Consider the following 25,096-nt stretch of genomic DNA (forward strand, 5'->3'; position numbering starts at 1 on the left):
TTGAGATGGGTTTGATAGAGGACTGGATAGATGCTTTGCGGCCTGCAAGCTCAGGCCGGGAGGGCTTCACCAGTGTTGTATATGTTGCTGTTGCATACAGGGGCCCCTGGCCTGTTGACTGGTGAAGCGGGCGGCAGGGCGAAATCAGTTCAGCGTGAATGACAGTTTGATTTCTGCTTTGAACAGCTTGCTCACCGGGCAGTTCTGCTCGGCGTTTTTCGCAATCTCAGCAAATTTGGCTTGCTCAATACCGGGCACCTGTACCTTAACCGTTAATTGGGAAGTGGTGATGGTGCCGCTGGCGGGGTCCAGCGTGATATCGGCCTGGGTGTCAATCTGTTTGGGCGTAAAGCCCTCTTTGGTCAGCAGGCTGCTGAGCATCATGGTAAAACAGCCCGCATGCGCCGCTGCCAGCAGTTCTTCAGGGTTGGTGCCAGCACCGTTTTCAAAACGGGATACAAAAGAATAAGGTGTGCTGCTCAGGGTTTTGCTTTGGGTGGAAAGCGTGCCTTGGCCTTCTTTGATGGTGCCTTGCCAAACTGCGGTTGCGCTGCGTTTCATATTTAAACCTCCAGTGTTTGTGTGAGTGATGATCGTGCAAAGAGTATAGGCGGCAGGGCGGATCATGTCGGGGGCATGGTTATCAGCCAGTGACCGCATATATCACTGATGGAATGATGTGCTGCCGGTTTGGGATGTGCTAAAACAGAAAATGATATGCTGTCCGTTAAAACCGTATTGTGCCAACAGGATGAACACATGCTGAAAATCATGCTTAGAATGATGCTGAAGGTTCTTATTTACTCAGGAATCGGTATGGCTGTGTTCTATGCTTTATTTCTGGGCTGGTATGCGATGAAGTACCATAGAATGCATGACAAAGCATCTGCGCTTTGCCGTGAATATCCTGTGGGGATGCCGGTGAATGCACGCGATGTTGTGCAGCATGCGATGCAGGCCGGGGCCGATTTACTGTGGGTGCACCAGTGGGACGGGGTTCAATATACAACCATCTATCCGGGTATCAATGCCTCAGAAGCTCTGCGGCTGATGCAGACGGGGGTCATCAGTCAAGGATGGGAAGTATTCAGGATGGGGGGCTGTATTTGCGAAATTCGTATGGATGCCGGCACAGTCATTGAAACAGAAGTGGTGAATATGCCGGATTCGTGAGGGGCTTGTGATGAAAGCCTTGGTTTGTATTGTGGCAGGATTATTTTTTCATATACCTTATATTAGAAAGGCCATATGTCCAGGGTATGGGGTCGTATATTTAAGAGTGCAGTTTATATTTTAGGGGGCATTATTTTGCTGGGCATACTGCTTATCGGTGTGGATACGTTTCAATATCACCAGGCCCATCGCAAAGCGGAGCAGTTCTGCGCTCAGTATCTTTTGGGGGCACCCGTTGATGTTACGCAGGTTATGCATAGTGCTGTACAGGCAGGGGCTGATCCGCGCCAGGCACACTTCATGTCAGATCAAAAAAGCGCAGTATATGAAAATCAACAATCATTGGATGCGCTGAAAGGGCCGCAAACCGGTAAGGTCATCATGGTGTGGAAAACGCTTTTAAGCAGCAGGTGTGTTTGCAGCATTGAGGTCACTGAAAACCAGGTAGCACGGGCACATACGCGGTATCTGGACTGACAGAGCGCAACGCCAGCACCCGTTTGGCTATTCAGTATGAACAGCCGCCAGGTGCCGGGTATGCATTTCAAATCTATACAGGCGTGGCTAAATACTGGCGATCAGCCCGCCATCCACCCGGATCACAGAGCCTGTAATATAGCTGGCGCGTTCGCTGGCCAGAAATGTCACCATATCGCCGTATTCCTGTGGTTTGCCGTAGCGGCCCACTGGAATGGAGGCAGTGCTTTCTGCTGCCACTTCAGCAACCGGACGGCCTTCGCGCTGCGCCTTGGCTTCGTCCAGATAGGTAATGCGTCCGGTGGCAATGCGTCCGGGCAGCACGATGTTGGCAGTAATGCCATCACGCCCCACTTCACGCGCCAGTGTTTTAGACCACCCCACCAGCGACAGGCGCAGCGCGTTGGACAGCCCCAGATTGGCAATGGGAGCAATCACGCCGGACGATGTGCTGGTGATGATGCGGCCCCATTTGCGCTCACGCATACCGGGCAGTACCCGGTCGGTAATGGCAATCACCGAAAGCACCATGCTGTCAAAGTGTGTCCGCCAGAGTTCGGCTTTTTGCCCGTGGGCGGGTGTGGGCGGTGGGCCGCCGGTGTTGTTCACCAGAATATCAACCGGCCCCAGTTCGGCTTCAATCTGGCGCACTTTGTCGTCAATACAGTTCAGGTCGCCCAGGTCCCATTGCAGCGCCATGGCTTTTTGCCCGGCCTGGGTAATTTTGTCAACGGTAGCCTGTGCGTTGGCCTGCTGGATATCGGCCACTGCCACTTTCGCGCCTTCACCGGCCAGCGCCTGCGCAATGGCGCCGCCCAGACCGCCACCGCCGCCCAGTACCAGGGCCACTTTGTTTTTGATTCCAAGTTCCATGAATATTGATCCCGTTTTTGTTGTTACATGCATCGGCCGCATGAATTCATGGGCGATGTGCGTTTGCTTGTTATTGACACCAGCCTATTTTATGCGGGAGCGTATGTCCGTAATGACCGGATGTTTATCGCACTGCCGATGGTTATGGGCAGGACTTGCCAGTGCCGCTGCTGTCTATAGACATATTGGTTATAAAAAAATAAAAAAATGATGGTTTGAGATTGCACAAAGAAGGTGAACAATTGTTCTCCTTCTTCGTATTGTGGGGCAATCATGTTTTCTCGGGCCATGGGTCACTTTCAGGCAGTTCAGGTGTAAGTCATGGACTACCTGCCGCTTTTTCATAACCTTAAACAACGCCGCGTGCTGGTGGTGGGTGGCGGCGAGGTGGCTTCGCGCAAGGTGCGCCTGCTGCTGGATGCTGGGGCGCAGGTGCGTGTGGTCAGCCCGCAGGTAAATGCCGCGTTGCAGGAAATGCTTGCCACCCCGCATAACCATCTGCATGGAAATCCGCATGACAGCCTGCATGAGGTGGTGGAGCGTACTTACCAGCCGGATGATATGCAGGGGTGTTTTCTGGTGGTTGCCGCCACCGATGACCGGCAGCTCAATGAACAGGTTGCGCACGATGCCAATGCGCGCGGCATTCCGGTCAATGTGGTGGATCAGCCTGATCTGTGCAGCGTGATTTTTCCGGCCATTGTGGACCGCTCGCCGCTGATGGTGGCGGTATCCAGCGGGGGGCATTCCCCGGTGCTGACGCGTTTGCTGCGTGCCCGGCTGGAAAGCTGGATTCCGGCTGGCTATGGCCGCCTGGCACTGCTGGCCGGCCGCCTGCGTGAAAAGGTCAGGCAGTGGCTGCCCGATATCACAAGCCGCCGCCGCTTCTGGGAGCAGGCGCTGCAAGGCCCTATTGCACAGGAGGTGCTGGCCGGGCGTGAGCGCCGCGCTTTCCGTTTGTTTGAGCAGGCTTTGCACACACCGCTGCAACCGCCGCAGGGCGAGGTGTATCTGGTGGGGGCCGGCCCTGGCGACCCGGAGCTGCTGACCTTTCGCGCGCTGCGCCTGATGCAGCAGGCCGATGTGGTGCTGTATGACCGGCTGGTGGCGCCTGCCATTGTCGATATGTGCCGGCGCGACGCCGAGCGCATTTATGTGGGCAAACGCCGCGCTTACCATGCGCTAGCACAGCAGGAGATTAACCAGTTGCTGATTGACCTGGCCCTGCAGGGCAAACGCGTGTTGCGCTTGAAAGGAGGCGACCCGTTCATTTTTGGCCGCGGCGGAGAGGAGATTGAACGGCTTTCCGAACACCATATCCCGTTTCAGGTGGTGCCGGGTATTACCGCGGCCAGTGGTTGTGCCGCGTATGCCGGCATTCCGCTGACGCACCGCGACCATGCGCAATCGGTGCGTTTTGTCACCGGGCATTTGAAAGACGGTACGGTTGACCTGCCCTGGGCTGAGTTGATTGCGCCGGGGCAGACGCTGGTGTTTTACATGGGGCTGGTGGGCCTGGGTGAAATCTGCCGGCAACTGGTGCTGCACGGCATGCAGGCCACCACGCCGGTGGCGCTGATTGAGCAGGGCACTACCGCAAACCAGCGTGTGTTTACCGGCACGCTCCATGACCTGCCCGACACCATTTCACAGCATGATGTGCATGCGCCCACGCTGATCATTGTCGGCTCGGTCGTCACACTGCATCAGCGGCTGAACTGGTTTGAAGGCCATAACAGTGGTGTGGATGTGTCGTTCAGTTACTGAGCGTGTCCATGCTGAAGAGGCGGATGCACCGGGTTGGATAACTGATGCTATAGATCAATTTGTTATAACGGCATTTAAAAAAGATAGTTTGAATTTGGAGCAAAAGAATGAACAATCGTACTCATAGAAATTTTGCATGAACATCATCCCATGAATGCCACAGCCTTTTTACTTGCAGCCGCATCCACAGCCGATTTTCCGCGTGCATGCGATGCGGGCCGCCGTCCTATAAATGGCAATATGGATGAGCATGTGCATGACCGGGTTGCGATTTTCCGGCGGCGAATGCATGCATGTCCTGCCGGCATGTGTTGTTGCTGATATCAGCATATGTATTACTGAATCGCAAGATTCACATTTGTTTCATTAAAAACTTTTCCACGCATGGTGCATGGACGTGCTATGTGGACGTGCCATGCTGCGCCCAACAAAAAACAGGACTGATCATGAATTTCAAACGTATTGCCAAAACCATTACCACTTTACTGGCCGCTGGTGTCACTGCCTTGTCTGCTGGCGCATTGACAAGCGCCCACGCACAGGGAACGCAAGGTACGCAGGGAACACAGGGCGGGGCGGTGACGCTGCTCAATGTGTCGTACGACCCCACGCGTGAGCTGTATCAGGCGTATAACAAGGCATTTGCCGCACACTGGAAAGAGACCACCGGGCAGACAATCACGGTACAGGCATCGCACGGCGGCTCTGGCAAACAGGCACGTGCGGTGATTGACGGGCTGCAAGCCGATGTGGTGACGCTGGCGCTGGCCGGCGACATTGACGCGCTGAACCTGCAACAGCCGCTGATTGCCAAAGACTGGCAGGCCCGGCTGCCGCACAACAGCACGCCATATACATCAACCATTGTTTTTCTGGTGCGCAAGGGCAACCCGCAAGGGATTCATGACTGGGATGACCTGGTGAAAGACGGCGTGGAAGTGATTACGCCCAACCCCAAAACATCGGGCGGAGCACGCTGGAACTTTCTGGCGGCCTGGGCCTATGCCAAACACCGCTACGGCAGCGATGAACGTGCACTGGAATTTGTGACCGAGCTGTATCGCCATGCACCGGTGCTCGATACCGGCGCCAGGGGCTCTACCATCAGCTTTGTACAGCGCAACCTGGGCGATGTGCTGATTGCATGGGAAAACGAGGCCTACCTGGCACTGGCCGAACAGGGTGGCGACCAGTTTGAAATTGTCACACCGTCGCTCTCCATTCTGGCCGAGCCACCGGTCGCGGTGGTGGACAGCGTGGTGGATCGCAAAGGCACGCGTGAAGTGGCAACCGCTTATCTGAACTATCTGTACAGCGACGAAGGGCAGCGCATTGCCGCACAGAACTTCTATCGCCCACGTGATGAAAAAATTGCTGCCGAATTCAAGAGCCGTTTTGCCGAGCTGAAACTGGTGACGATTGACCAGGAATTCGGCGGCTGGGACAAGGCACAGCCGTACTTCTTCAACGATGGCGGCGTGTTCGACCAGATCTTTGAAAAGATCAACCACTGACACGCGCACACAGCATAACAGCGCATAACAGAGAAAGGAATCAGCCCCCATGTCTTCGCGTCGCACTTCCATTTTGCCCGGCTACGGCCTGACGCTGGGCTGCACGCTGACCTGGCTGTCGCTGATCGTGCTGATTCCGCTGGCGGGCATGTTTATCTATGCCAGCCAGATTGACATGGCGCAGTTATGGAAGCTGCTCACGCACAGGCAACTGCTCGCAGCACTCAAGCTCTCGCTTTACACCGCGCTGGTGGCAGCGTTTGCCGCTTCCATGCTGGGCGGGTTGCTGGCGTGGGTGCTGGTGCGCTACCAGTTCCCCGGCAAAAAGCTGATGGATTCAATGATTGATCTGCCTTTTGCACTGCCTACCGCGGTGGCAGGTATTGCGCTGACCGCGCTGTATGCACCGCAGGGGCCGATTGGTTCGGTACTGCCGTTCAAGGTGGCGTATACACCGCTGGGCATTATTGTGGCGCTGGTGTTTGTCACCATTCCGTTTTCGGTGCGCACGTTGCAGCCGGTGATACGTGATATTCCGCGCGAAACCGAAGAGGCTGCGCGCTGCCTGGGCACCAAACCGTGGCAGACGTTTGTCTATGTGCTGTTCCCGGCGCTGTTCCCGGCCTGGCTCACCGGCTTTTCACTGGCGCTGGCGCGCGGCATTGGCGAATACGGCTCGGTGGTGTTCATTGCCGCCAACATTCCGTATAAAACCGAGATACTGCCACTGCTGATTGTTTCCAAGCTTGACCAGTTTGACTACGTGGGCGGCACCGTGGTTGGGGTGCTGATACTGCTGATTTCGTTTGTGCTGCTGTTTGCCACCAACCTGATACAGCGTTACATCAAACCGGCCAGCCTGCTGTGGATGCTGCGCCGCCTGCGTCTGCCTGCGCTGGCAGGTAAAGGCTTGGCGGATAAAGGTTTGGCGAATAAGGAGGCTGCATGAAACAGCAGGCCGCACTGTCTCAAAATACCGCCGGACAATCTGCCGGGCATATTCCCGGCAAAGTCTCTGGCAAAGTCTCTGGCAAAGTTCCCGGCAGGTTCTCCGATAAATTATCCGGAAGGTCTTCCGAAAAATTTTCCGCAGTATTCACCAAACAGCGCCTGAGCGCTGGTGTGCTGATTACGCTCGCGTGGCTGGTGTTTGCACTGGTGTTCATCAGCCCGCTGCTGGTGGTGTTGTTGCAGGGCTTTTCAAAAGGGCTGGGTGCTTTTGTGGCGGCCATCAGCGAGCCTGACGCCATTGCCGCATTCAAACTCACGCTGCTGGTGGTACTGATTTCGGTGCCGCTGAACATGGTGTTTGGTGTGGCGGCAGCCTGGTGCGTGAGCAAGTACGAATTTCGCGGCAAAAGCGTTCTGGTCACGCTGATCGACTTGCCGTTTTCCGTCTCGCCGGTGGTGGCAGGCCTTATCTATGTGCTGCTGTTCGGTTCGCAAAGCCTGTTTGCCGGTTTTCTCACCACGCATAACCTGCAAATTGTGTACGCCGTGCCCGGCATTGTGCTGGCCACCATTTTTGTCACGTTTCCGTTTGTGGCGCGTGCGCTGATTCCGCTGATGCAGGAGCAGGGCTCGCAGGAGGAAGAGGCCGCCCGCGTGCTGGGCGCAAGCGGCTGGCGCATTTTCTGGCATGTCACACTGCCCAACATCCGCTGGGCGCTGTTTTACGGCGTGGTGCTGTGCACCGCCAGAGCCATGGGTGAGTTTGGCGCGGTGTCGGTGGTATCGGGCCACATTCGCGGGCAGACCAATACGCTGCCGCTGCACATTGAAATTTTATACAACGAATACAACATGGTGGCCGCTTTCAGCGTGGCCGTGCTGCTGCTGGGCATGGCCATGGTGGTGCTGCTGGTGCGCCAGTACAGCGAAGCGCGCATTCAGCGTGCCCGGCGCAGAAAGAAGAGTCAATACAAAGAGGTGCAATTATGAGCATAGGCATTCATCAGGTCAGCAAGTGGTTTGGCGACTTTCAGGTACTCAAGGGCATTGACCTGCAGATCAACAGCGGCGAACTGGTGGCGCTGCTCGGGCCTTCGGGCTGCGGCAAAACCAGCCTGCTGCGCATCATTGCCGGGTTGGAGCAGCCCGACGAAGGGCAGATTGATTTTCATGGCGAAGACGTCAGCGGACACGATGCACGCGAGCGCCATGTGGGCTTTGTCTTTCAGCACTATGCGCTGTTTCGCCACATGACGGTGTTTGACAATGTGGCCTTTGGCCTGCGCATGAAGCCGCGGCGCGTGCGCCTGCCCGAAGCGCAGATTCGCGAACGCGTGCAGCACCTGCTGCAAATGGTGCAACTGGAGTGGCTTGGCAAGCATTACCCCGATGAACTCTCCGGCGGGCAACGCCAGCGCATTGCACTGGCCCGCGCGCTGGCGGTGGAGCCCAAAGTGCTGCTGCTTGATGAGCCGTTTGGCGCGCTGGACGCCAAGGTGCGCAAGGAACTGCGGCGCTGGCTGGCCCGGCTGCATGACGAAATTCACCTGACCAGCGTGTTTGTGACACACGACCAGGAAGAAGCAATGGAAGTGGCTGACCGCATTGTGGTGATGAACCAGGGAAAAATCGAGCAGATCGGCTCCCCGGCGCAAATCTACAACCAGCCCGCAAGCGACTTTGTCTACCACTTTCTGGGCGATGCGAACCGCTGCGTGCTGGCCGGTGAGGCGGTGTTCTTCCGCCCGCACGAGGTGCTGCTTTCCGCAGCCAACCAGGCCGGGTTTTATGAGGCGGTGGCGCTGGACATTCGCCCGCTGGGCGCGGTCACGCGCGTTACGCTGCAACCTGCGAGCCAGGCCGATACGGTGCAGGCGCAGCTTGCCCGGGACGACCCCAGCCTGAGCCTGCTGCAACAGGGGCAGCGGGTGTATTTCAAGCCATTTCCGCAGGCGGTTAATTTTTCCTGATGGCTTTTCCTGATGTCCAACCTGTAACTGTTCCCACAAGAAAAATCACGACAAGAAGAGTGAAACGATGTACACCTATACCGACTTTGACAAACAGATGATCCGCCAGCGTGCGGCCCAGTTCCGCGACCAGCTCGGGCGCTGGCAAAGCGGCCTGCTCAGCGAAGACGAATTCCGCCCGCTGCGGCTGCAAAACGGCTGGTACGTGCAACGCCATGCCCCCATGCTGCGTGTGGCGGTGCCTTACGGCGAATTATCTTCAAAGCAGTTGCGCCAGCTGGCGCACATTGGCCTAAGCTATGACCGGGGTTACGCCCATGTGACGACACGGCTGAACTTCCAGTTCAACTGGATACCGCTGGACCAGGCGGCCGATGTGATGGACCTGCTGGCTGACGTGAATATGCACGGCATACAGACCAGCGGCAACTGCATCCGCAATATATCGACCGATGCCTATGCCGGCATCTCGGTAGACGAAGCGGTAGACCCGCGCCCCTACTGCGAACTGCTGCGCCAGTGGAGCACGATGGAGCCGGAATTCACCTTTTTGCCGCGCAAGTTCAAAATTGCCGTAACCGGTGCGGCTGAAGACCGTGTGGCGCTGCGCTGGTACGACGTGGGGCTGCAACTGCTGCGCAACGCACAGGGCGAAGTCGGCTTTACCGTGTATGCGGGCGGCGGCATGGGGCGCACGCCCATCATTGCCACGCAGATACGCGACTTTTTGCCATGGCACCAGGTGCTGAACTATTTGCAGGCGATTGTGCGCGTGTACAACCTGCATGGCCGGCGCGACAACATGCACAAGGCGCGCATCAAGATGCTGGTGAAAACGCTGGGGCAGCAGTTCATTGACGATGTGGAGCGTGAGTATGACGCCATCATCACGCACGAAGGCGGGCCGCACACCATTGCACAGGCAGAGCTGGAGCGCGTGCAGGCCGGTTTTCCGGCCACGCCGCCGGGGCTGAAAGCTGCGGGTGAAGAAGCGGGCAGCGTGGGAGTCAGTACAGGGCCTGTTACCGAAGCTGAAGCCGTGGCTTACCAACGCTGGCTGGAGCGCAACGTGAAAGGCCACCGGGTACCGGGGCTGCGTGCGGTAAACCTTTCGCTCAAACGTGTGGGGCAGGCGCCGGGCGATATCACCAGCGCACAGATGCTGGCTGCGGCTGAGCTGGCTGATGCGTTTTCTGCCGGTGAACTGCGCACCACGCACGAGCAGAACCTGGTGCTGCCATGGGTGCATGAGCAAGACTTGCCCGCAGTGTGGCGGCTGGCGAAAAAGCACGGCTTTGCCGCGCCCACCATCGGCCTGCTGACCGACATGATCACCTGCCCGGGCGGCGACTTTTGCGCGCTGGCCAATGCGCGCTCCATCCCCATTGCGCAGGCGCTGATGGAACGCTTTGAAGACCTGGACGAACTCTACGACATTGGCCCGCTGGGGCTGCACATATCGGGCTGCATCAATTCATGCGGACACCACCACAGCGGGCATATCGGTATTCTGGGGGTGGACAAGGACGGGCAGGAGTGGTACCAGATCAGCGTGGGCGGCTCTGATGGCAGTGAACTCAGCGGCGCGCCCACACCGGGCAAGGTGATTGGCCCCTCGTTTGCCGGAGATGAAGTCACACCCGCCATCGGTGCAATGATCATGACCTACCTTGGCCTGCGCGAAGGGCGCGAATACTTTATTGATACGCTCCGGCGCGTGGGTGCCCAGCCGTTTAAAGATGCTGCCAACGCAGTGCGCCAAACGACCGGGGCTGCCAGTGCCGGCAAAGAGGAGGCCTACGCATGAGTTCAATTGCGCAGGAACCGCTTCCGATTGATTTGCTGGATAAAGCGCCAGACGAAGGCGCCACGCTCAGCGCGTGGCTCGCCGGGGAGCAGGGCGGCGGTACGGTACTGCTGGTACCCGAAGATGACGTGCTGCAACTGCAGGGGCACCTTGCTGGCGTGCAGACGGTGGTGCTGCAGTTCCCGAAAGCCACCGATGGGCGCGCTTTCAGCCAGGCCAGGCTGCTGCGCCAGCGGCTGGGTTTTGCCGGGCACCTGCTGGCTGCGGGCAGTTACATGATTGACGAGCTGCCGCTGATGTGGCGCTGCGGCATTGACCAGGCAATTTTACCGGCGGGCCAGAGCCGGGCCGATGTGCAGCGCCTGTTTGGCCTGTTCACCGATTTTTACCAGGGCGATGTGCACGAAACCCGCCCGGCTTTTTCCCGTGGTTTTGCACGGGGCACTGCGCACGGCACTTTCTCAGCGAAAAAAGGCGGCTGATGATGAAAGCGATTGACCTTTACGCGCACCGCCACCACGCCGGTTTTGAGCAACTGGTGCAAACGACCGAGCAGTTTCTGCAGGACGTCTGCGCCCGCTACACGCCGCTGGTGCAGGCCACCAGCCTGGGCGTGGAAGACATGGTGATTACCGACCTGGTCTGCCGGCTGAACCTGCCGGTGCAGCTTGCCATGCTGGATACCGGCGCGCTGCATGTGCAGACGCTGGCACTGAAAGACACGCTGGAACAGCACTACCAGCGCGAAGTGAAGGTGTACCGCCCTGATGCCGCGCACCTGGCGCAGTTTGTGGAACACAACGGTACCAAAGCCATGTACCAGAGTGTAGCGCTGCGCAAGGCCTGCTGCCAGGTGCGCAAGCTGGAGCCGCTGCAGCAGATGCTGGCCGGGCAGGCCGGCTGGATTACCGGGCTGCGGCAGGAACAGTCGGATGCGCGCGCGCATGTCGATGCGGTGCAGGACGATACGCAGCCACATGTTCAGCCGCGCGTCAAAATCAGCCCTCTCAAAGACTGGAACCTGGGCGACGTTTGGCACTATGTGCAACTGCACGGCGTGCCTTACAACCCGCTGCATGACGCGTTTTACCCCAGTATCGGCTGCGAGCCATGCACCCGGGCCATCACGCCGGGTGAAGATTTCCGCGCCGGGCGCTGGTGGTGGGAACTTGAGGGCAGCAAAGAGTGCGGCCTGCATGCACATGCAGCGCAGGCCTTGCCCGATGTGGTGGCCGTTCCTGTATCAGTTTTAAAAAAACAACCTGTCTGAATCATAGAGTAAAGAGCACATTATGGATATGCCCATTGCCATACAACCCCGTTTAAATTCCGAAACCGCTGTTCCTGCCCCTGCTTCTGTGACAGCACCCGTGCCGCAGCATCTGCGCGGGGACTTGCAGCAGAGCCCGCACCAGGCTTCGCAGCAGGGTCTGCACCTGAGCGATCTGGAAGAGGAGGCCATTTTCATCATGCGCGAAGTTGCCGGTGCTTTCGAACGGCCTGCGCTGCTGTTTTCCGGTGGGAAAGATTCATGCGTGATGCTGCGGCTGGCTGAAAAAGCATTTGGTGCCGGGCGGTTCCCGTTTCCGCTGCTGATGATTGACACCGGCCACAACTTTCCTGAGGTGGTCGAATTCCGCGACCAGCGCGCGGCACAGTTGCAGGCCGATCTGATCGTGCGCAGCGTGGAGGATTCAATGCGCCGTGGCACCGTGCGGCTGGCGCACCCGCTGGAAAGCCGTAACGCGCACCAGTCGGTCACGCTGCTGGAGGCGATTGAGGAATTCGGCTTTGACGCGCTGATGGGCGGCGCACGCCGTGACGAGGAAAAAGCACGCGCCAAGGAACGCATTTTCTCGCACCGCGACGGCTTCGGCCAGTGGCAGCCCAAGTCGCAGCGGCCCGAACTGTGGTCGCTGTTCAATACCCGGCTGCTGCCGGGCGAGCACTTCCGGGTGTTTCCCATTTCCAACTGGACCGAGCTGGATGTGTGGCGCTATATCGCGCAAGAGGAAATACCGCTGCCTGGCCTGTATTACGCGCACCAGCGCGAAGTGGTGCCGCGCAAGGGGCTGCTGGTGCCGGTGACACCAGTTACACCGGTGGTGCAGGGCGAGCAGGTAGAGGTGAGAACCGTGCGTTTTCGCACCGTGGGCGACATGACCTGCACCTGCCCGGTGGAGAGCCGGGCCGCCACCGCGCAGCAGATTGTGGTGGAAACAGCGGCGGTGACCGTCAGCGAGCGCGGCGCCACGCGTATGGACGACCAGACCTCGGAAGCGTCAATGGAAAAACGTAAAAAAGAAGGATATTTCTGATGAGTACAGCCACCAGTACAGTCACCCATACCGCTACGGGGATAGTAGCGGCCCTAAGCCCGCAAACCCTGGGGCAGAGCATACCGGTTGCTGTGCCGGCGCTGCGTTTTCTGACCGCAGGCAGTGTGGACGACGGCAAAAGCACACTGATCGGCCGCCTGCTGCTGGACAGCAAATCCATTCTGGCCGACCAGCTTGCGGGCCTGAAAAACAGCAGCCACGGCGCGGCAGAAATGGACCTGGCGCGGCTTACCGACGGCCTGCAGGCCGAGCGCGAGCAGGGCATTACCATTGATGTGGCGTACCGTTACTTTGCCACGCCGCAGCGCAAATTCATCATTGCCGATGCGCCGGGGCACGAGCAGTACACACGCAACATGGTGACTGCGGCCAGCAGCAGCGACGCTGCCGTGGTGCTGGTGGATGTCACCAAACTGACCTGGCAGCAGCAACCGGTGCAATTGCTCGCGCAGACGCGCCGCCATGCCCTGCTGGCACACCTGCTGCGGGTACCTTCGCTGGTGTTTGCCATTAACAAGCTGGACGCGGTCAACAACCCGGCGCAGGCGTTCCGTAACGTCAAGGCTGCATTGCTCGCGTTTGCTGAACAGGCCGGTATTGCGGTAGCCGGTATCGTGCCGATCTCTGCGCTCAAGGGTTTTAATGTGACCCATGACGGCAAAGGCAAGGGTGAAGGTGCCAGAGAGTTTTACGGTATTTACGACGGCCCGACCCTGCTGCAATTGCTCACCGGGCTGCCGTGCGCATCTGCCGAAACACAGTTGCCGTTTTCCTTTCCGGTACAGTGGGTCGAAAAACCGGGCAGGCAGGCCGCCGCTGAATCAGCCGGTGCCGGTGCGCAACCGCCGGCCCAGGCCGGGCGGCGCGTTTTTTGGGGCCGCATTGCCACCGGGCAGGTACGCGTGGGCGATACGCTGCGGGTACAGCCTTCGGGGCAGCCGGTACAGGTGGTGCGCCTGCTGGCCAGTGCATTAGAGTCAGGGCCTGAGCTGGATGAGGCTGCCGCAGGCGCTTCGGTGGGGGTGGTGCTGGACCGTGAGGTGGATATTTCACGCGGTGACTGGCTGGTTGCGCAGGCCGCCGCGCCGCTGGTGCAGCAGCCCCGGGTGACGCTGGCCTGGCTGGATGACGAGCCGCTGGTGGTCGGGCGGCTGTACTGGGTGAAACACGGGCACCGCTGGGTCAAGGCCAAAGTGGCTGCCATTGAACACAGCCTGAATATTCAGACCCTGCAGCCCGAGCCTGCGCAGCAGTTGCAGGCCAACAGCATTGGTGAAGTCACGCTGCAATTGCAACAGCTGTTGCCGCTGCTGCCTTATGCGCAATCACGCCAACTGGGCGCGCTGATTGTGGTGGACCCGGCCAGCAACCGCACCGCCGGGGCGGCCATGGTCAAGACGGTTGCCAAGGCAGCCTGATGTCAACGCTGACGGATTTTTGTGATGGCATGTGCGATGCATGCCGCCTGCCTGCGTACGGGGTGTGCGGGCGTTCCCGATTGATTTATAAAGGCCAGATGATATGAGCAGTTTTCACCATGAAACAGTTTTGTCCGTACACCACTGGACAGAGCGCCTGTTTTCATTCACCACCACGCGCGACCAGGGGCTGCGTTTTTCCAACGGGCATTTCACCATGATCGGCCTGATGGTGGAGGGCAAGCCGCTGCTGCGTGCGTACAGCATTGTCAGCCCGAATCATGAAGACACGCTGGAGTTTCTGAGCATCAAAGTGCCCGATGGCCGCTTTACCTCACGCTTGCAGCATATACAGCCGGGCGATACGATCATTGTCGGCAAAAAGCCTACCGGCACACTGCTGGTGGACTACCTGCTGCCGGGCAAGCGGCTGTATCTGCTGGCTACCGGAACCGGGCTCGCGGCCTTCATGCCGGTGATCCGCGACCCGCAGACGTATGAACGCTTTGAACAGGTGATACTGGTGCATGGCGTGCGGCAGGTGAAGGAACTGGCCTACAAAGACTATATTGAACAGCAATTGCCACAGCATGAATTTCTGGGCGAGCTGGTCAGCAAACAACTGTTGTATTACCCGACAGTGACACGTGAGCCTTTTGAAAACCAGGGGCGCATCACCACCGGCATTGAAAGCGGCGTGCTGGCGCAAAAGCTGGGTTTGCCCGCACTTGATCCGGCGCATGACCGCGTGATGGTATGCGGCAGCCCTGAGCTGCTGCGCGACCTGAAAACACTGCTGCACGCACGCAGCTTCCATGAAGGCAGCACAACCCAGCCGGGCGACTTTGTGATTGAGCGGGCGTTTGTGGAGCAGTGATGTTTTCTGATTTTCTGGAGCGTATGCGGTTGCAGCGCTATTCGTTTCCAGTCAGAACGCAATATGGCCCCATAAAGACATGAGGTCGAACTGGTGTGCTCAGTTATTCCATTCAAGCGACATGCTAGGGTACTGTAACCCGTAGCTGACTTCTTCAATACGGATGGTGATGATGTCCTGCCGCTGCTGCGCATCGCTGGCAATGCGTGTGGCAGTTTCGCTTTCCGGTGTATCGCGCAGCACGGCAGCAGCCTGCGCCAGTTTGTCGCAGATGTAGCCGGCAGACAGTGTTTCGCGCATGAACTGCAGGTTTTCGGGCAGCCACCCTTGTTTAAAGCAGGTGGTATCCATATCTGCCAGATTGGGCGGGCCGCCGCCTTCTTCGCGTGTCCATGGCGGAAAAAGCGGGTTTTCTCTGAGGCCGTATACCAGACCGCTGGCGTATTTCAGCGCAGATATGGCTTTACCGTGGTTATCCAGCGCCCACCAGCGCAGCCACAGGCTTTCTATCACAGGTGCCAGGGCCCCCAGGTTGTTGAAGGTGTCTGTCCATGTGTATACCGGGGTATGCATATAGGCGTATGCAAAATCATGCTCCTGTTCTATCAGCCCGATCAGCGCATCGCACATGTAGTGGTAAACGCCTTGCCGCTGCTGCTCGCTCATCAGGCCTTTTGTTACCTTGCAGCGCTGCAATGTCTGATAAAAATAAGGCGGTGTGATCAGGCGGTGTTGCATGAGTTCTTCATGCCATACAGCCAGACAGATGGGGAACAGGTATTGAAACAGGTCAGGCTGTAGTTCTTTGACGTAGGCCAGGTCATCCCAGTAGTCGTACAGGTCGGCATTGGTCAGCTTATTGCAGTCTTTGGAGATCAGCGGGGTCAGGTCTAAGCCGTCAAACTGTTGCTGCCAGATGACAGCAGGCGGTTTCGGGTTGCCAAAGATGCTGCGGCAGTTCTCGCGGATGGTTTAGCAAGGCTGGGGCTGTTGTTTGTTTTGCATGCGTTTTTCCTGTGGCCGGGCCTTGTGCGGTTTTGCCCGTTATTTTCTCTGGAGGCTGTTTATACAAAGGTCAAATGCATTTTAATCGACCAGGCGCTCTCGGCTCCTGTTTTTCTCTCACCGGATGCCGCGGAATCACTCACGCCCGTTGAGCACAAAGCGGCGGGGTGTCATTCCCTCTGTTCCCACTGCAAGAGACATAAAACAATATGTTCTTGGGGCATCTGTGCAATTCATGCGACGCTTTTCTGATTTTGGTGTTTATATTTTTCAGGGGCGTGAAATATGTCACAAGCCGGGCTTGTTTCGCATCGCAGAACTTTTTAAACTAGCCCCACATTCATTTAATCTTTAATTTTTTTAGTTGGAATCAATTAGTGTACGCCATGGTTTAATCTTGACATGCATTTGAAGCGCACAGCTTCCATCAATTGGTTTTCAACTGTTTCTGAAAGTGACGGGGTTCCCCCCACAAGCACATTTCTGCCATTCATTGAAATCTCTTGATGAACTGATTTCTGACGAAGGGCAAGTGTACTTTCAGATGAAAACAACCTTATCGTTATTTACCGGTGCATTGGTTTTAGGGCTGGGCCAGCAGGCCTGGGCTGAAACTTTCTGTGGTGACCGCACAGAGGTTACCTATGGCGGCGCTTCTGTCCTGAGCGGAGACCTGGCTAGCCATCAGTGCTACGAGATCGGGGCCGGCGGCATTGGTACCGCAGGGGAATACATTGGCCTGGGCATCAATGTGAACCTGCTTGACGGCAGCAAAATGAATGTGCTGGGGCACCTGATGGATTCCACCGTGAACGGTGGGGCCGAGGTCTGGATCGGGAAAACCACACGCATTGCCTGGGATGGCTATATTGCAAACGAGCCGGCGCTGGGGGTCAACATTGATGTGAAGTCCGGCGGGCTGATCCGTGTGCTGGACGGTGGTACGCTGAAGGATTCTTTCCTTAACGGCGGCATGGTGTACGTCAGCAATACCGGGCGTGCGGATGACCCGGGTGTTTCGATCAACAACACGGTCAACTCCGGCGGCCAGCTTTTTGCCTATCTGGGCGGCAAGTCCGAGGATACCATCATCAACAATGGTGGTTATGAATATGTGCAGCAGAACGGTTTTTCAAATCGTTCCATTGTCAACACCGGTGGTTTCCAGGGGGTTTACAGCGGCGGCGTGGCGACGGCGACAACGATCAAGTCTGACGGCCTGCAACAGGTGGGGCGCAACGGGGTGGCTGAATCGACCATGGTGGAAGCCGGCGCACAGCAATACGTGTATGACGAGGGGGTTGCCAATAACTCTACGGTGTATGGCAAGCAGTGGGTATTTGTGAACAACAGTGCCAGCTATGGCGCAGGTGTTGCCAACAACACGTCGGTGTATGAAGACGGGCAGCAGATTATCCAGTCAGGCGGTGCCAGCGCTATCGGGGTGCAACTGCATGACCGCGCAATCCAGATGATCAGCGCCGGTTCTTCGGCAACCAATGTAACGGTCAACGACAGCGCCAAATCGTGGCTGGGTACAGGTGCCCAGATTTTGGGAACCACACAGGTTAACGGGCAGGGGCAGTTGCAACTGACAGCCGCACAGGGCGATACCGGTGCTTATGCGCAACAGGTTAATCTGAATGGTACAGATACAGCACTGCTGGTGATTGCCAATACCGATGATACCGACAGCGCACGCATTGGGCAGCTTTCCGGCAACGGCATGGTGCGGTTCATTACCGGCACCGACAGCAACACCGGCGAGACGATTTACTCGCGCCTGAATGTGGAGAACATGTCGGGCAACATGCACCTGTTTTTCAACACATCGATTCAGGATGGCCGCAGCGACATGCTGATTGTGCGCAATGCCAGCGGCGTGCACCAGGTGACGGTGTCTGATTCGGGCAGGGAAATTACCCTGCCGGGCGAAACAACGCTGGACCTGGTGGTTGACCAAAGCGGCGGCGCGCAGTTCAATCTGGCTACGCTGGATGGTGTCAACATCAATGCGGTGGACGGCGGTACCTATATGTATGCGCTGGGGCAGCGTGAGGATGCGTCGCTGATCCGTGACGCAAGTGTCGGCAAGGTATGGTATCTGCATACCGGTATTGACGATGTCAACCGTGTGGTGCCGCCCGGAGAGAGCGTGGTGCCTCCTGTGAGCATCCCTGGTATTGTGCAGACCACGCCAAGTACCGATGCTGTACTGGCCATGGCCAATGTGCCGGCGATGATGTTCAACAACGAGCTGAACAATCTGCGTTTCAGAAGGGGCTCGCTCAAAGACAACGAGGGCCAGGCTGGTGTGTGGGGCCGCGTGATTGCCGATAAAAACGATGTGGACTCAAACCACGTGAACTTCAAGCTGGAACAGGCCGGCTTTGAAATGGGCGTGGATAAAATCTTCGCCACCGAACGCGGCAAGGTGTTTGTAGGGGTTTTTGGCACCTACAGCAATGCCGATGTCAAGCACAACCGCGGCGGCACCAGCAAGGTGGACAGCTACGGTGCCGGGGTGTACGCCACCTATTTTGACAACAGCGGCATTTATGTGGACGGGGTGCTGAAATACAACCGTTATAACAACGAGCTCAGGGCGGTGTCTACCAATGGGTTTGGTATCCAGGGTGACTACAAGCAGAATGCGCTGGGCGCTTCGCTGGAGCTGGGTTACAACACCATGGTGTTTAACGACATCTGGGCCGAACCGTATGCCAGAGTGTCTTACGTGCAGGTGGGCGGCAAAGATATTGCGCTGAGCAATGGCATGTACGCCCATATTGGTAACCAGGATTCGCTGGTGACAGAACTGGGTGTGAGCGTTGGCAAAGACTTTGCCGTGGGCGGGCAGCATGTTATCAGCCCTTATGTGAAAGCCGCCTGGGTGCATGAATACATCAGCGGCAACAGCACGCGCATCAATGGCCTGTATTCGTTTGATACGGATCTCTCGGGCAACATGGGCAAGCTGGGCGTGGGTGTGAACGCCAACCTGTTCCAGGGCAGGGCCGCCGTGTTTGGGGAGCTGAACTATGGTGCGGGCAACAAGGTGGATGCGCCCATTCAGTTCAATATCGGGGTGCGTTATAACTTTTAATTAAAACGAGAACATATCAACCACCTTCCTCCCGCTGTTTGCGGGAGGATTTTTTTTGCCCGCGGTGCTGGAGTTCACTCTTTTTTCATATGAACTTCACGCAATTTTCACAGTCGCCATCTACACTGAAATCAGTTTGATAACTGATAAAAGGTGTTAGCCGTGTCTAACTATTTAATGAAAAAAGCGGGCGTTGTTTTTGCCATCCTGCTGGTATTGCTGGCGGCGCTGGGTATGGTTGGGCAGACGATCCATGAGCGTGAGCGTTATCAGGACCAGGTGGTGCGGCAAGTGGCGCAAAGCACCAGCAATGAACAGACGCTGACCGGGCCGATTCTGGTGATCCCCTATGAGGTGGCTGATACATCAAGCAATCCCAAAACGGGCTGGGAGGAGGTTCACACCCAGTCGTTCAACTATTACGTATTGCCGCAGGCTTTGCATGTGAGTGGCAAGGCGGATGTGCAGGCGCGCAAGCTGGGCATTTACCAGGCCCAGGTTTACGCGGCGGAAATGGTGTTTCAGGGGCGTTTCGGCCAGATTCAACTGGATGCACTGACGCAAAGGGAAGGCTTTTTGCGCCTGGGCAAACCCTATTTTGTGGTGGCGCTTTCTGATGCACGCGGCATCATGGGCATTTCGCAGTTTTCACTCAATGGCCGGCAGTTCGATTTTAAAGAGGGGGTTATTGATAGCCATTTTGACAAAGGTGTGCATGTGCCGGTGAATATGGACGAACTGATGGCAGCCAGTGCCGAGAACCGTTTCGCTTTTACGTTGAATGTGCAGGGTACCGAAAAACTGTCCGTGGTGCCGCTGGGCCGCGAGAGTGAGCTGAGCCTGCAGAGCAACTGGCAGCACCCCAATTTTGTTGGCAGTATGCTGCCGCACAGCCGTGCCATCAATGAGCAGGGGTTCAGCGCCCAGTGGCAAAGCTCCTGGTTTGCCAATAACATGAACGACCAGTTTGGCGACGACCTTGCGCCTTACCTGAAAAGCGAGAACCTGCCTGCGTTCTCAGTGGGCATGGTTCAGACGGTGAGCCAGTACCTGCTCAATGAGCGCACGGTCAAATATGCCATTTTGTTCATTGGGCTTACGTTCATCAGCTTCGTTGCGTTTGAACTGGTGTCGCACCTGAGAATCCATCCGGTGCAGTATCTGCTGGTGGGGGCTGCGCTGGTGATGTTTTACCTGTTGCTGCTGGCATTTTCGGAGCGTATCGGTTTTGCCTGGTCGTACCTGGTTGCGGCGGTCAGTTGCAGCGGGCTGATTGGTGTTTACCTGTGCTCGGTGTTAAAAGGGCTGGCCCGCGGTATGGGCTTTACGGGCGGCCTGCTGGCCTTGTACGGGCTGCTGTTTGTGATTCTGCAGTCCGAAGACCAGGCACTGCTGCTGGGCTCGGTTCTGCTGTTTGTGGTTCTGGCGGCGGTCATGCTGGGCACACGCAGGGTGGACTGGTACCAGTTGACAGCGTCTTTTGATATGAGCCGGGTGGCGCGCCACGGGCCCCGCAGCGCTGCGGGGCAGCCGTATCCGGATGAATGATTGGCTCTCCTGAATTGGCCGGCAGCGTCTTGCTGCCGGTTTTTTTTATTTGCAGTTCGCAGGCAGAGGCGGGGCATGTTTATGGATTGCAAATAAGAATCATTGTTATTTAATGAGATAGTTGATAGAATCCTTTTCTACATCATAAGTTTCACGACATGTTTCAAGACCAGAAAGGGTTCATATGCGTAGCCTGCTACACAAGATCATGCTGACGGCTTCCTGCGCTTTGGTTCTGATGTCCACTGCGGCACGGGCTGAAGAAATCAACCTGTACACCACCCGTGAACCGGGGTTACTCAAGGAACTGATCGATACATTCACCGCCCGCACGGGCATCAAGGTCAATACCGTGTTTATGAAAGACGGCCTGGCTGAGCGTGTGATCAGCGAGGGTGAAAAATCACCTGCCGACGTGATGATGACGGTGGACTTTGCCCGCCTGATCGACCTGAAAGACCAGGGCATTACACAGGCGATTGATTCTGAAACGCTGCGCACAGCCGTACCGGCCAACCTGCGCGATGCCGAGCAGCACTGGTTTGCGCTGTCGCTGCGGGCGCGTGTGCTGTATACCGCTAAAACCGGCATGCCGACCACATTCACCTATGAAGAGCTGGCCGACCCACGGTGGAAGGGCCGTGTGTGCCTGCGTTCGGGCCAGCACCCCTACAACAACGCGCTGATTGCGCACCTGATTGCCAAGCACGGCGAAGCCTGGACGCAGCAGTGGCTGCAGGGCGTAAAGGCCAACCTGGCCCGCAAGGCCGGCGGGGGCGACCGTGAAGTGGCGCGCGACATCATGGGTGGCGTGTGCGATATTGGGCTGGCCAACTCCTACTATGTCGGCCTGATGCGCAGCGGCAGCGGCGGCCCGGACCAGGTGAAGTGGGGCGAGGCGATCAATGTGGTACTGCCGACTTTTGAGCAAGGCGGCACGCACGTCAATATTTCCGGTGCGGCCATTGCCCGCCATGCACCCAACAAAGCGGCGGCGGTCAAGTTCCTGGAGTTTCTGGTTTCTGACGAGGCGCAGAACATTTATGCCAGGGTCAATTATGAATACCCGGTCAAAGCCGGTGTGGCAACCGATCCGATCATCAATGAACTGGGTGTTCTGAAAGTGGACCCCATGCCGCTGACCGAAATTGCACAGCACCGCAAGCAGGCCAGCGAGTTGGTGGACAAGGTCGGGTTTGACAATTGAGCGGTATGCAACGCAGGCGTAACCTGTTGCATGCCGGTGTCAACATAAACACCTGCGCCTGCACCTGCACTTGTACCTGCGCCTGCATTAGCAGCAGCGGTGATGGCCCTGGCTGAGCCGCGCCGCCGTGCGCCATGGCCGGGCGGCGTTGGCGTGTGGCAATGGGCGGTCTGTCTGCTGGCGGCACTGCTGGTATTGCTGCCCATTGTTTCGCTGGTACGCCATGCCCTGCAGGACACCGGCGACCTGTGGTCGCATCTGGCAGCGTACGTGCTGCCGCAGGCACTTGGCGACAGCCTGATACTGTTGCTGGGCGTCGGGGTGCTGGTGGTATTGATTGGTAGTGGCACAGCCTGGCTGGTTTCAGCGTATGAATTTCCGGGGCGGGGTATTCTGAACTGGGCCTTGCTGTTGCCGCTGGCCATGCCGACCTACATCATTGCCTATGCCTACCTGGATTTGTGGCACCCGGTGGGTGTGTTGCAAACCGGGCTGCGCGGCCTGCTGGGCTACAGCAGCCCGCGGGAGTTGCGGCTGCCGGATATCCGCTCCATGTCGGGCTGTGTCCTGTTGCTTGGGCTGGTGCTATACCCGTATGTTTATCTGCCGGTGCGAGCGGCATTTCGCATGCAGGCCGCCGGGCTGATTGAGGCTTCGCGCAGCCTGGGCGCCGGGCCGTGGCGCACGTTTTTTCGGGTGGCGTTGCCGCTGGCGCGTCCGGCCATTGCCATTGGCGCGAGCCTGGCGCTGATGGAAGCGCTCAACGACATTGGCGCATCTGAATTTCTGGGGGTGCGCACGCTCACCGTTTCCATTTATTCCACCTGGGCGAATCGCTCCAGCCTGGCCGGGGCGTCGCAGATTGCATTGTTCATGCTGCTGATTGTGCTGGCGCTGCTGTTCATGGAGCGCTGGGCGCGGCGGCACCAGCGCTATGCGGCCGGGGCACGCCAGAGCCAGCGTCTGGCACCGCGGCAGTTGCGTGGCGTGAGCGGCTGGCTGGCCTGTATAGCCTGTGTGGTGCCGGTGCTGCTGGGGTTTATTTTGCCTGCCGGGTATCTGGTGGTGGAGGCGGTTAAACGCATCCGCTTTACCGGCATTGAAGCGGCCATCTGGGTGGAAGCCGGTAATACCCTCAGGGTGTCGCTGTGGGCCACACTGCTGGCGACATTGCTGGCATTTGCATTGGTGCAGACGTGGCGCCAGACGCAAAAAAAATCGGTGCGGCTGCTGGTGCGCATTGCCGGTGTCGGCTACGCCATTCCGGGTACGGTGCTGGCGCTCAGCCTGCTCACGCCGGTGGGTTGGCTGGACCAGCGGCTGGGCGACCTGGTGCAGCACGTGCTGGGCGTGCCGGTGGGGCTTTTGCTTTCGGGCAGTGTGGCGATGCTGGTGTATGCGTATGTGGTGCGCTTTCTGGTGATTGGCAGCGGCAGCATGGAGGCGGGTTTCAGCAAGATACCGCGTTCAATTGATGACGCGGCGCATTCGCTGGGGGCTGGGGCCGGGCGTGTGGCATGGCGCATCCACCTGCCGTTGAGCTGGCAGGCCATAGCAGCGGGCATGCTGCTGACGTTTGTCGACTGCATGAAAGAGCTGCCTGCAACCCTGTTGTTGCGACCAATGAATTTTGAAACGCTGGCCACGCACCTGTATGGCGAAGCGGTGCGCGGCACTTACGAAAGCGCGGCGGTGGCCGCATTGCTGATTGTGCTGATCGGGCTGTTGCCGATCATTTTGCTGTCGCGCTCAGGCCAGCAGGCGGTGCGGCAGCATGATGCCACAGCCGGGCAGCAGGATACACAGGCACAGGTCATCGAAAGGCAGGCAGGGTATGGACATGAAAACAACTGACATGCAGGCACCGGAAGACACATTTGCTGAGGAATCTGCTGAGGGGGCAGGGGCAGCGGCACTGGCTGTGACCTCCCTGTCGCACCGATATGCAGGGGCACGCACACAGGTGCTGCACGATATGACGCTGGCAGTACAGCCCGGCGAAATCCTGTGCCTGGTGGGGCCATCGGGCTGTGGCAAAAGCACGCTGCTGCGGCTGATTGCCGGGCTGGAGCAGGTTCAGCACGGGAGTATCCGGCTGGCTGGCGAGCTGGTGGCCGGCAGCGGTGTTCACACGCCGCCGGAAAAGCGTGGCGTGGGCATGGTGTTTCAGGACTTTGCGCTGTTTCCGCACATGAACCTGTTGCAGAATGTGGCATTTGGGCTGAACCATCTGCCCCATGCACAGCGCATCGCTCAGGCGCAGGACATGCTGCGCAATGTGGGGCTGGAACAGCGCGCGCAGGATGCGCCGCACCAGCTTTCGGGCGGGCAGCAGCAGCGTGTGGCATTGGCGCGTGCACTGGCGCCGCACCCGCAGGTGCTGTTGCTGGATGAGCCGTTTTCCAATCTGGATGTCCGGCTGCGCTACCGTTTGCGTACCGATACCATGCATCTGCTCAAACGCGGGCGGATTGCCGCGATCATGGTCACGCATGATGCACAGGAAGCCATGTTCATGGCCGACCATATTGCGCTGATGAACCAGGGCCGCATTGTACAGATGGGCAGCCCTGAAACGCTGTACCGCCAGCCGGTCAACGCATTTGCGGCTGAATTTTTTGGCGAAACCAACCGCCTTGCAGGCAGCGTGCGGCAAGGGCAGGTGCAAACGCCGTTGGGGGCAGTGGCTGCGCCCGGTTTGGCTGAGGGTACGGCGGTTGATGTATTGGTGCGCCCACAGGCCATTGAGTTGCATGACTTTGCCACAGCCGGTGCCCCGGTTTGTGTGCGGGCCGCGCATATGTTGGGGGCTTATACGCTGGTCGAGCTTGATATGGCGGGCGACGGGGAGGCCGTGCCCTCCACCGCCTTGCAGGCGTATGTGCCCGACGGACTGCCGTTGCAGTTGCAGAAGCGCCTGTATGCAAGGCTGCTGCCGGATCAGGGCGTTTTTGTGTTTGCCAGGTCAGCGTAAGCCGATGGATGGCACGCCGGGCGGCAGTGCGGTACTTCGTACTCAGTTCTGAAGTGCCGGTATGCCGTATTTAAGAATGCGCCACCACAA

General features: G+C 58.0%; 21 protein-coding genes. 18 read left to right on the top strand and 3 right to left on the bottom strand.

Annotated features, from left to right (window positions below):
* Positions 1-144: 144 nt before the first annotated feature.
* A complete protein-coding gene (locus CUZ56_RS12660) occupies positions 145-561 on the bottom strand; it encodes an OsmC family protein (protein ID WP_126980773.1) in 417 nt (138 codons plus the stop codon).
* Between the two features lie 255 nt (positions 562-816).
* On the opposite strand from CUZ56_RS12660, the gene CUZ56_RS12665 reads away from it, so the two are divergent.
* A complete protein-coding gene (locus CUZ56_RS12665; RefSeq protein ID WP_126980774.1) occupies positions 817-1,173 on the top strand; it encodes a hypothetical protein in 357 nt (118 codons plus the stop codon).
* A gap of 75 nt (positions 1,174-1,248) precedes the next feature.
* Positions 1,249-1,650 (top strand): hypothetical protein, encoded by a 402-nt coding sequence (locus CUZ56_RS12670; protein WP_126980775.1) that lies wholly within the window; start codon positions 1,249-1,251, stop codon positions 1,648-1,650.
* Between the two features lie 87 nt (positions 1,651-1,737).
* Here the strand turns inward: CUZ56_RS12670 and CUZ56_RS12675 are convergent, their stop codons facing one another.
* Entirely contained in the window at positions 1,738-2,523 is a 786-nt protein-coding gene (locus tag CUZ56_RS12675; RefSeq protein ID WP_126980776.1) for an SDR family oxidoreductase, read from the bottom strand.
* Positions 2,524-2,844: 321 nt separating this feature from the next.
* Between CUZ56_RS12675 and cysG the strand changes: the two genes are divergently transcribed.
* The 11 genes from cysG (at position 2,845) to CUZ56_RS12730 (ending at position 15,166) form a co-directional block, all read left to right on the top strand.
* Positions 2,845-4,290: a siroheme synthase CysG gene (gene cysG / locus CUZ56_RS12680; protein ID WP_126980777.1), complete on the top strand. Its 1,446-nt coding sequence runs from the start codon at positions 2,845-2,847 to the stop codon at positions 4,288-4,290.
* A gap of 446 nt (positions 4,291-4,736) precedes the next feature.
* Positions 4,737-5,804: a sulfate ABC transporter substrate-binding protein gene (locus tag CUZ56_RS12685; protein ID WP_126980778.1), complete on the top strand. Its 1,068-nt coding sequence runs from the start codon at positions 4,737-4,739 to the stop codon at positions 5,802-5,804.
* A gap of 49 nt (positions 5,805-5,853) precedes the next feature.
* Complete coding sequence (gene cysT / locus CUZ56_RS12690; RefSeq protein ID WP_126980779.1) at positions 5,854-6,753, top strand: sulfate ABC transporter permease subunit CysT; 900 nt, start codon at positions 5,854-5,856, stop codon at positions 6,751-6,753.
* The gene (gene cysW, locus CUZ56_RS12695) at positions 6,750-7,745 is read left to right on the top strand and encodes a sulfate ABC transporter permease subunit CysW (RefSeq protein ID WP_126980780.1); all 996 of its coding nucleotides are present in this window, start codon (positions 6,750-6,752) and stop codon (positions 7,743-7,745) included. The genes cysT and cysW overlap by 4 nt, the downstream gene beginning before the upstream one ends.
* The gene (locus tag CUZ56_RS12700) at positions 7,742-8,725 is read left to right on the top strand and encodes a sulfate/molybdate ABC transporter ATP-binding protein (RefSeq protein WP_126980781.1); all 984 of its coding nucleotides are present in this window, start codon (positions 7,742-7,744) and stop codon (positions 8,723-8,725) included. The genes cysW and CUZ56_RS12700 overlap by 4 nt, the downstream gene beginning before the upstream one ends.
* Before the next feature lie 67 nt (positions 8,726-8,792).
* Positions 8,793-10,532: a nitrite/sulfite reductase gene (locus CUZ56_RS12705; protein ID WP_126980782.1), complete on the top strand. Its 1,740-nt coding sequence runs from the start codon at positions 8,793-8,795 to the stop codon at positions 10,530-10,532.
* Positions 10,529-11,014 carry a DUF934 domain-containing protein gene (locus tag CUZ56_RS12710; RefSeq protein ID WP_126980783.1) on the top strand — a complete coding sequence of 162 codons (486 nt, stop codon included), beginning with the start codon at positions 10,529-10,531 and terminating at the stop codon, positions 11,012-11,014. The genes CUZ56_RS12705 and CUZ56_RS12710 overlap by 4 nt, the downstream gene beginning before the upstream one ends.
* Complete coding sequence (locus CUZ56_RS12715) at positions 11,014-11,802, top strand: phosphoadenylyl-sulfate reductase (RefSeq protein ID WP_338056672.1); 789 nt, start codon at positions 11,014-11,016, stop codon at positions 11,800-11,802. Before CUZ56_RS12710 ends, CUZ56_RS12715 begins: the two co-directional genes overlap by 1 nt.
* 28 nt (positions 11,803-11,830) lie before the next feature.
* Positions 11,831-12,850, top strand: a complete 1,020-nt coding sequence (gene cysD, locus CUZ56_RS12720; RefSeq protein ID WP_126980848.1) for a sulfate adenylyltransferase subunit CysD — start codon at positions 11,831-11,833, stop codon at positions 12,848-12,850.
* Positions 12,850-14,289: a sulfate adenylyltransferase subunit 1 gene (locus CUZ56_RS12725; protein ID WP_126980784.1), complete on the top strand. Its 1,440-nt coding sequence runs from the start codon at positions 12,850-12,852 to the stop codon at positions 14,287-14,289. Before cysD ends, CUZ56_RS12725 begins: the two co-directional genes overlap by 1 nt.
* Positions 14,290-14,392: 103 nt before the next feature.
* Positions 14,393-15,166, top strand: coding sequence for a ferredoxin--NADP reductase (locus CUZ56_RS12730; RefSeq protein ID WP_126980785.1), 774 nt, complete (start codon positions 14,393-14,395; stop codon positions 15,164-15,166).
* A 99-nt stretch (positions 15,167-15,265) separates the two neighbouring features.
* On the opposite strand, the gene CUZ56_RS12735 is transcribed toward CUZ56_RS12730, so the two are convergent.
* Positions 15,266-15,904 (bottom strand): hypothetical protein, encoded by a 639-nt coding sequence (locus CUZ56_RS12735; RefSeq protein ID WP_126980786.1) that lies wholly within the window; start codon positions 15,902-15,904, stop codon positions 15,266-15,268.
* Between the two features lie 811 nt (positions 15,905-16,715).
* On the opposite strand from CUZ56_RS12735, the gene CUZ56_RS12740 reads away from it, so the two are divergent.
* From CUZ56_RS12740 to CUZ56_RS12760, 5 genes are all read left to right on the top strand, one after another.
* Positions 16,716-19,277 carry an autotransporter outer membrane beta-barrel domain-containing protein gene (locus tag CUZ56_RS12740; protein ID WP_126980787.1) on the top strand — a complete coding sequence of 854 codons (2,562 nt, stop codon included), beginning with the start codon at positions 16,716-16,718 and terminating at the stop codon, positions 19,275-19,277.
* A gap of 162 nt (positions 19,278-19,439) precedes the next feature.
* Positions 19,440-20,825, top strand: a complete 1,386-nt coding sequence (gene creD / locus CUZ56_RS12745; protein WP_126980788.1) for a cell envelope integrity protein CreD — start codon at positions 19,440-19,442, stop codon at positions 20,823-20,825.
* Positions 20,826-21,033: 208 nt separating this feature from the next.
* On the top strand, positions 21,034-22,032 hold the full coding sequence (locus CUZ56_RS12750) for an extracellular solute-binding protein (RefSeq protein WP_162615354.1): 999 nt from the start codon (positions 21,034-21,036) through the stop codon (positions 22,030-22,032).
* A gap of 102 nt (positions 22,033-22,134) precedes the next feature.
* A complete protein-coding gene (locus CUZ56_RS12755) occupies positions 22,135-23,886 on the top strand; it encodes an ABC transporter permease (RefSeq protein ID WP_126980790.1) in 1,752 nt (583 codons plus the stop codon).
* Positions 23,873-25,006, top strand: coding sequence for an ABC transporter ATP-binding protein (locus CUZ56_RS12760; protein ID WP_204250902.1), 1,134 nt, complete (start codon positions 23,873-23,875; stop codon positions 25,004-25,006). The genes CUZ56_RS12755 and CUZ56_RS12760 overlap by 14 nt, the downstream gene beginning before the upstream one ends.
* Positions 25,007-25,096 lie beyond the last annotated feature (90 nt).

Source organism: Saezia sanguinis, assembly GCF_003991585.1.
GTDB lineage: Bacteria > Pseudomonadota > Gammaproteobacteria > Burkholderiales > Burkholderiaceae_C > Saezia > Saezia sanguinis.

Bases quoted from the DNA above. Each gene is read 5' to 3' on its own strand.
- CUZ56_RS12735 (WP_126980786.1), bottom strand. From the start codon at position 15,904: ATGCAACACCGCCTGATCACACCGCCTTATTTTTATCAGACATTGCAG.
- cysT (WP_126980779.1), top strand. From the start codon at position 5,854: ATGTCTTCGCGTCGCACTTCCATTTTGCCCGGCTACGGCCTGACGCTG.
- CUZ56_RS12755 (WP_126980790.1), top strand. From the start codon at position 22,135: ATGGCCCTGGCTGAGCCGCGCCGCCGTGCGCCATGGCCGGGCGGCGTT.
- CUZ56_RS12750 (WP_162615354.1), top strand. From the start codon at position 21,034: ATGCTGACGGCTTCCTGCGCTTTGGTTCTGATGTCCACTGCGGCACGG.
- CUZ56_RS12675 (WP_126980776.1), bottom strand. From the start codon at position 2,523: ATGGAACTTGGAATCAAAAACAAAGTGGCCCTGGTACTGGGCGGCGGT.
- CUZ56_RS12670 (WP_126980775.1), top strand. From the start codon at position 1,249: ATGTCCAGGGTATGGGGTCGTATATTTAAGAGTGCAGTTTATATTTTA.
- CUZ56_RS12730 (WP_126980785.1), top strand. From the start codon at position 14,393: ATGAGCAGTTTTCACCATGAAACAGTTTTGTCCGTACACCACTGGACA.
- cysG (WP_126980777.1), top strand. From the start codon at position 2,845: ATGGACTACCTGCCGCTTTTTCATAACCTTAAACAACGCCGCGTGCTG.
- CUZ56_RS12760 (WP_204250902.1), top strand. From the start codon at position 23,873: ATGAAAACAACTGACATGCAGGCACCGGAAGACACATTTGCTGAGGAA.
- CUZ56_RS12710 (WP_126980783.1), top strand. From the start codon at position 10,529: ATGAGTTCAATTGCGCAGGAACCGCTTCCGATTGATTTGCTGGATAAA.
- cysD (WP_126980848.1), top strand. From the start codon at position 11,831: ATGCCCATTGCCATACAACCCCGTTTAAATTCCGAAACCGCTGTTCCT.
- CUZ56_RS12700 (WP_126980781.1), top strand. From the start codon at position 7,742: ATGAGCATAGGCATTCATCAGGTCAGCAAGTGGTTTGGCGACTTTCAG.
- CUZ56_RS12705 (WP_126980782.1), top strand. From the start codon at position 8,793: ATGTACACCTATACCGACTTTGACAAACAGATGATCCGCCAGCGTGCG.
- CUZ56_RS12715 (WP_338056672.1), top strand. From the start codon at position 11,014: ATGATGAAAGCGATTGACCTTTACGCGCACCGCCACCACGCCGGTTTT.
- cysW (WP_126980780.1), top strand. From the start codon at position 6,750: ATGAAACAGCAGGCCGCACTGTCTCAAAATACCGCCGGACAATCTGCC.
- CUZ56_RS12685 (WP_126980778.1), top strand. From the start codon at position 4,737: ATGAATTTCAAACGTATTGCCAAAACCATTACCACTTTACTGGCCGCT.
- CUZ56_RS12665 (WP_126980774.1), top strand. From the start codon at position 817: ATGGCTGTGTTCTATGCTTTATTTCTGGGCTGGTATGCGATGAAGTAC.
- CUZ56_RS12725 (WP_126980784.1), top strand. From the start codon at position 12,850: ATGAGTACAGCCACCAGTACAGTCACCCATACCGCTACGGGGATAGTA.
- CUZ56_RS12660 (WP_126980773.1), bottom strand. From the start codon at position 561: ATGAAACGCAGCGCAACCGCAGTTTGGCAAGGCACCATCAAAGAAGGC.
- CUZ56_RS12740 (WP_126980787.1), top strand. From the start codon at position 16,716: ATGAAAACAACCTTATCGTTATTTACCGGTGCATTGGTTTTAGGGCTG.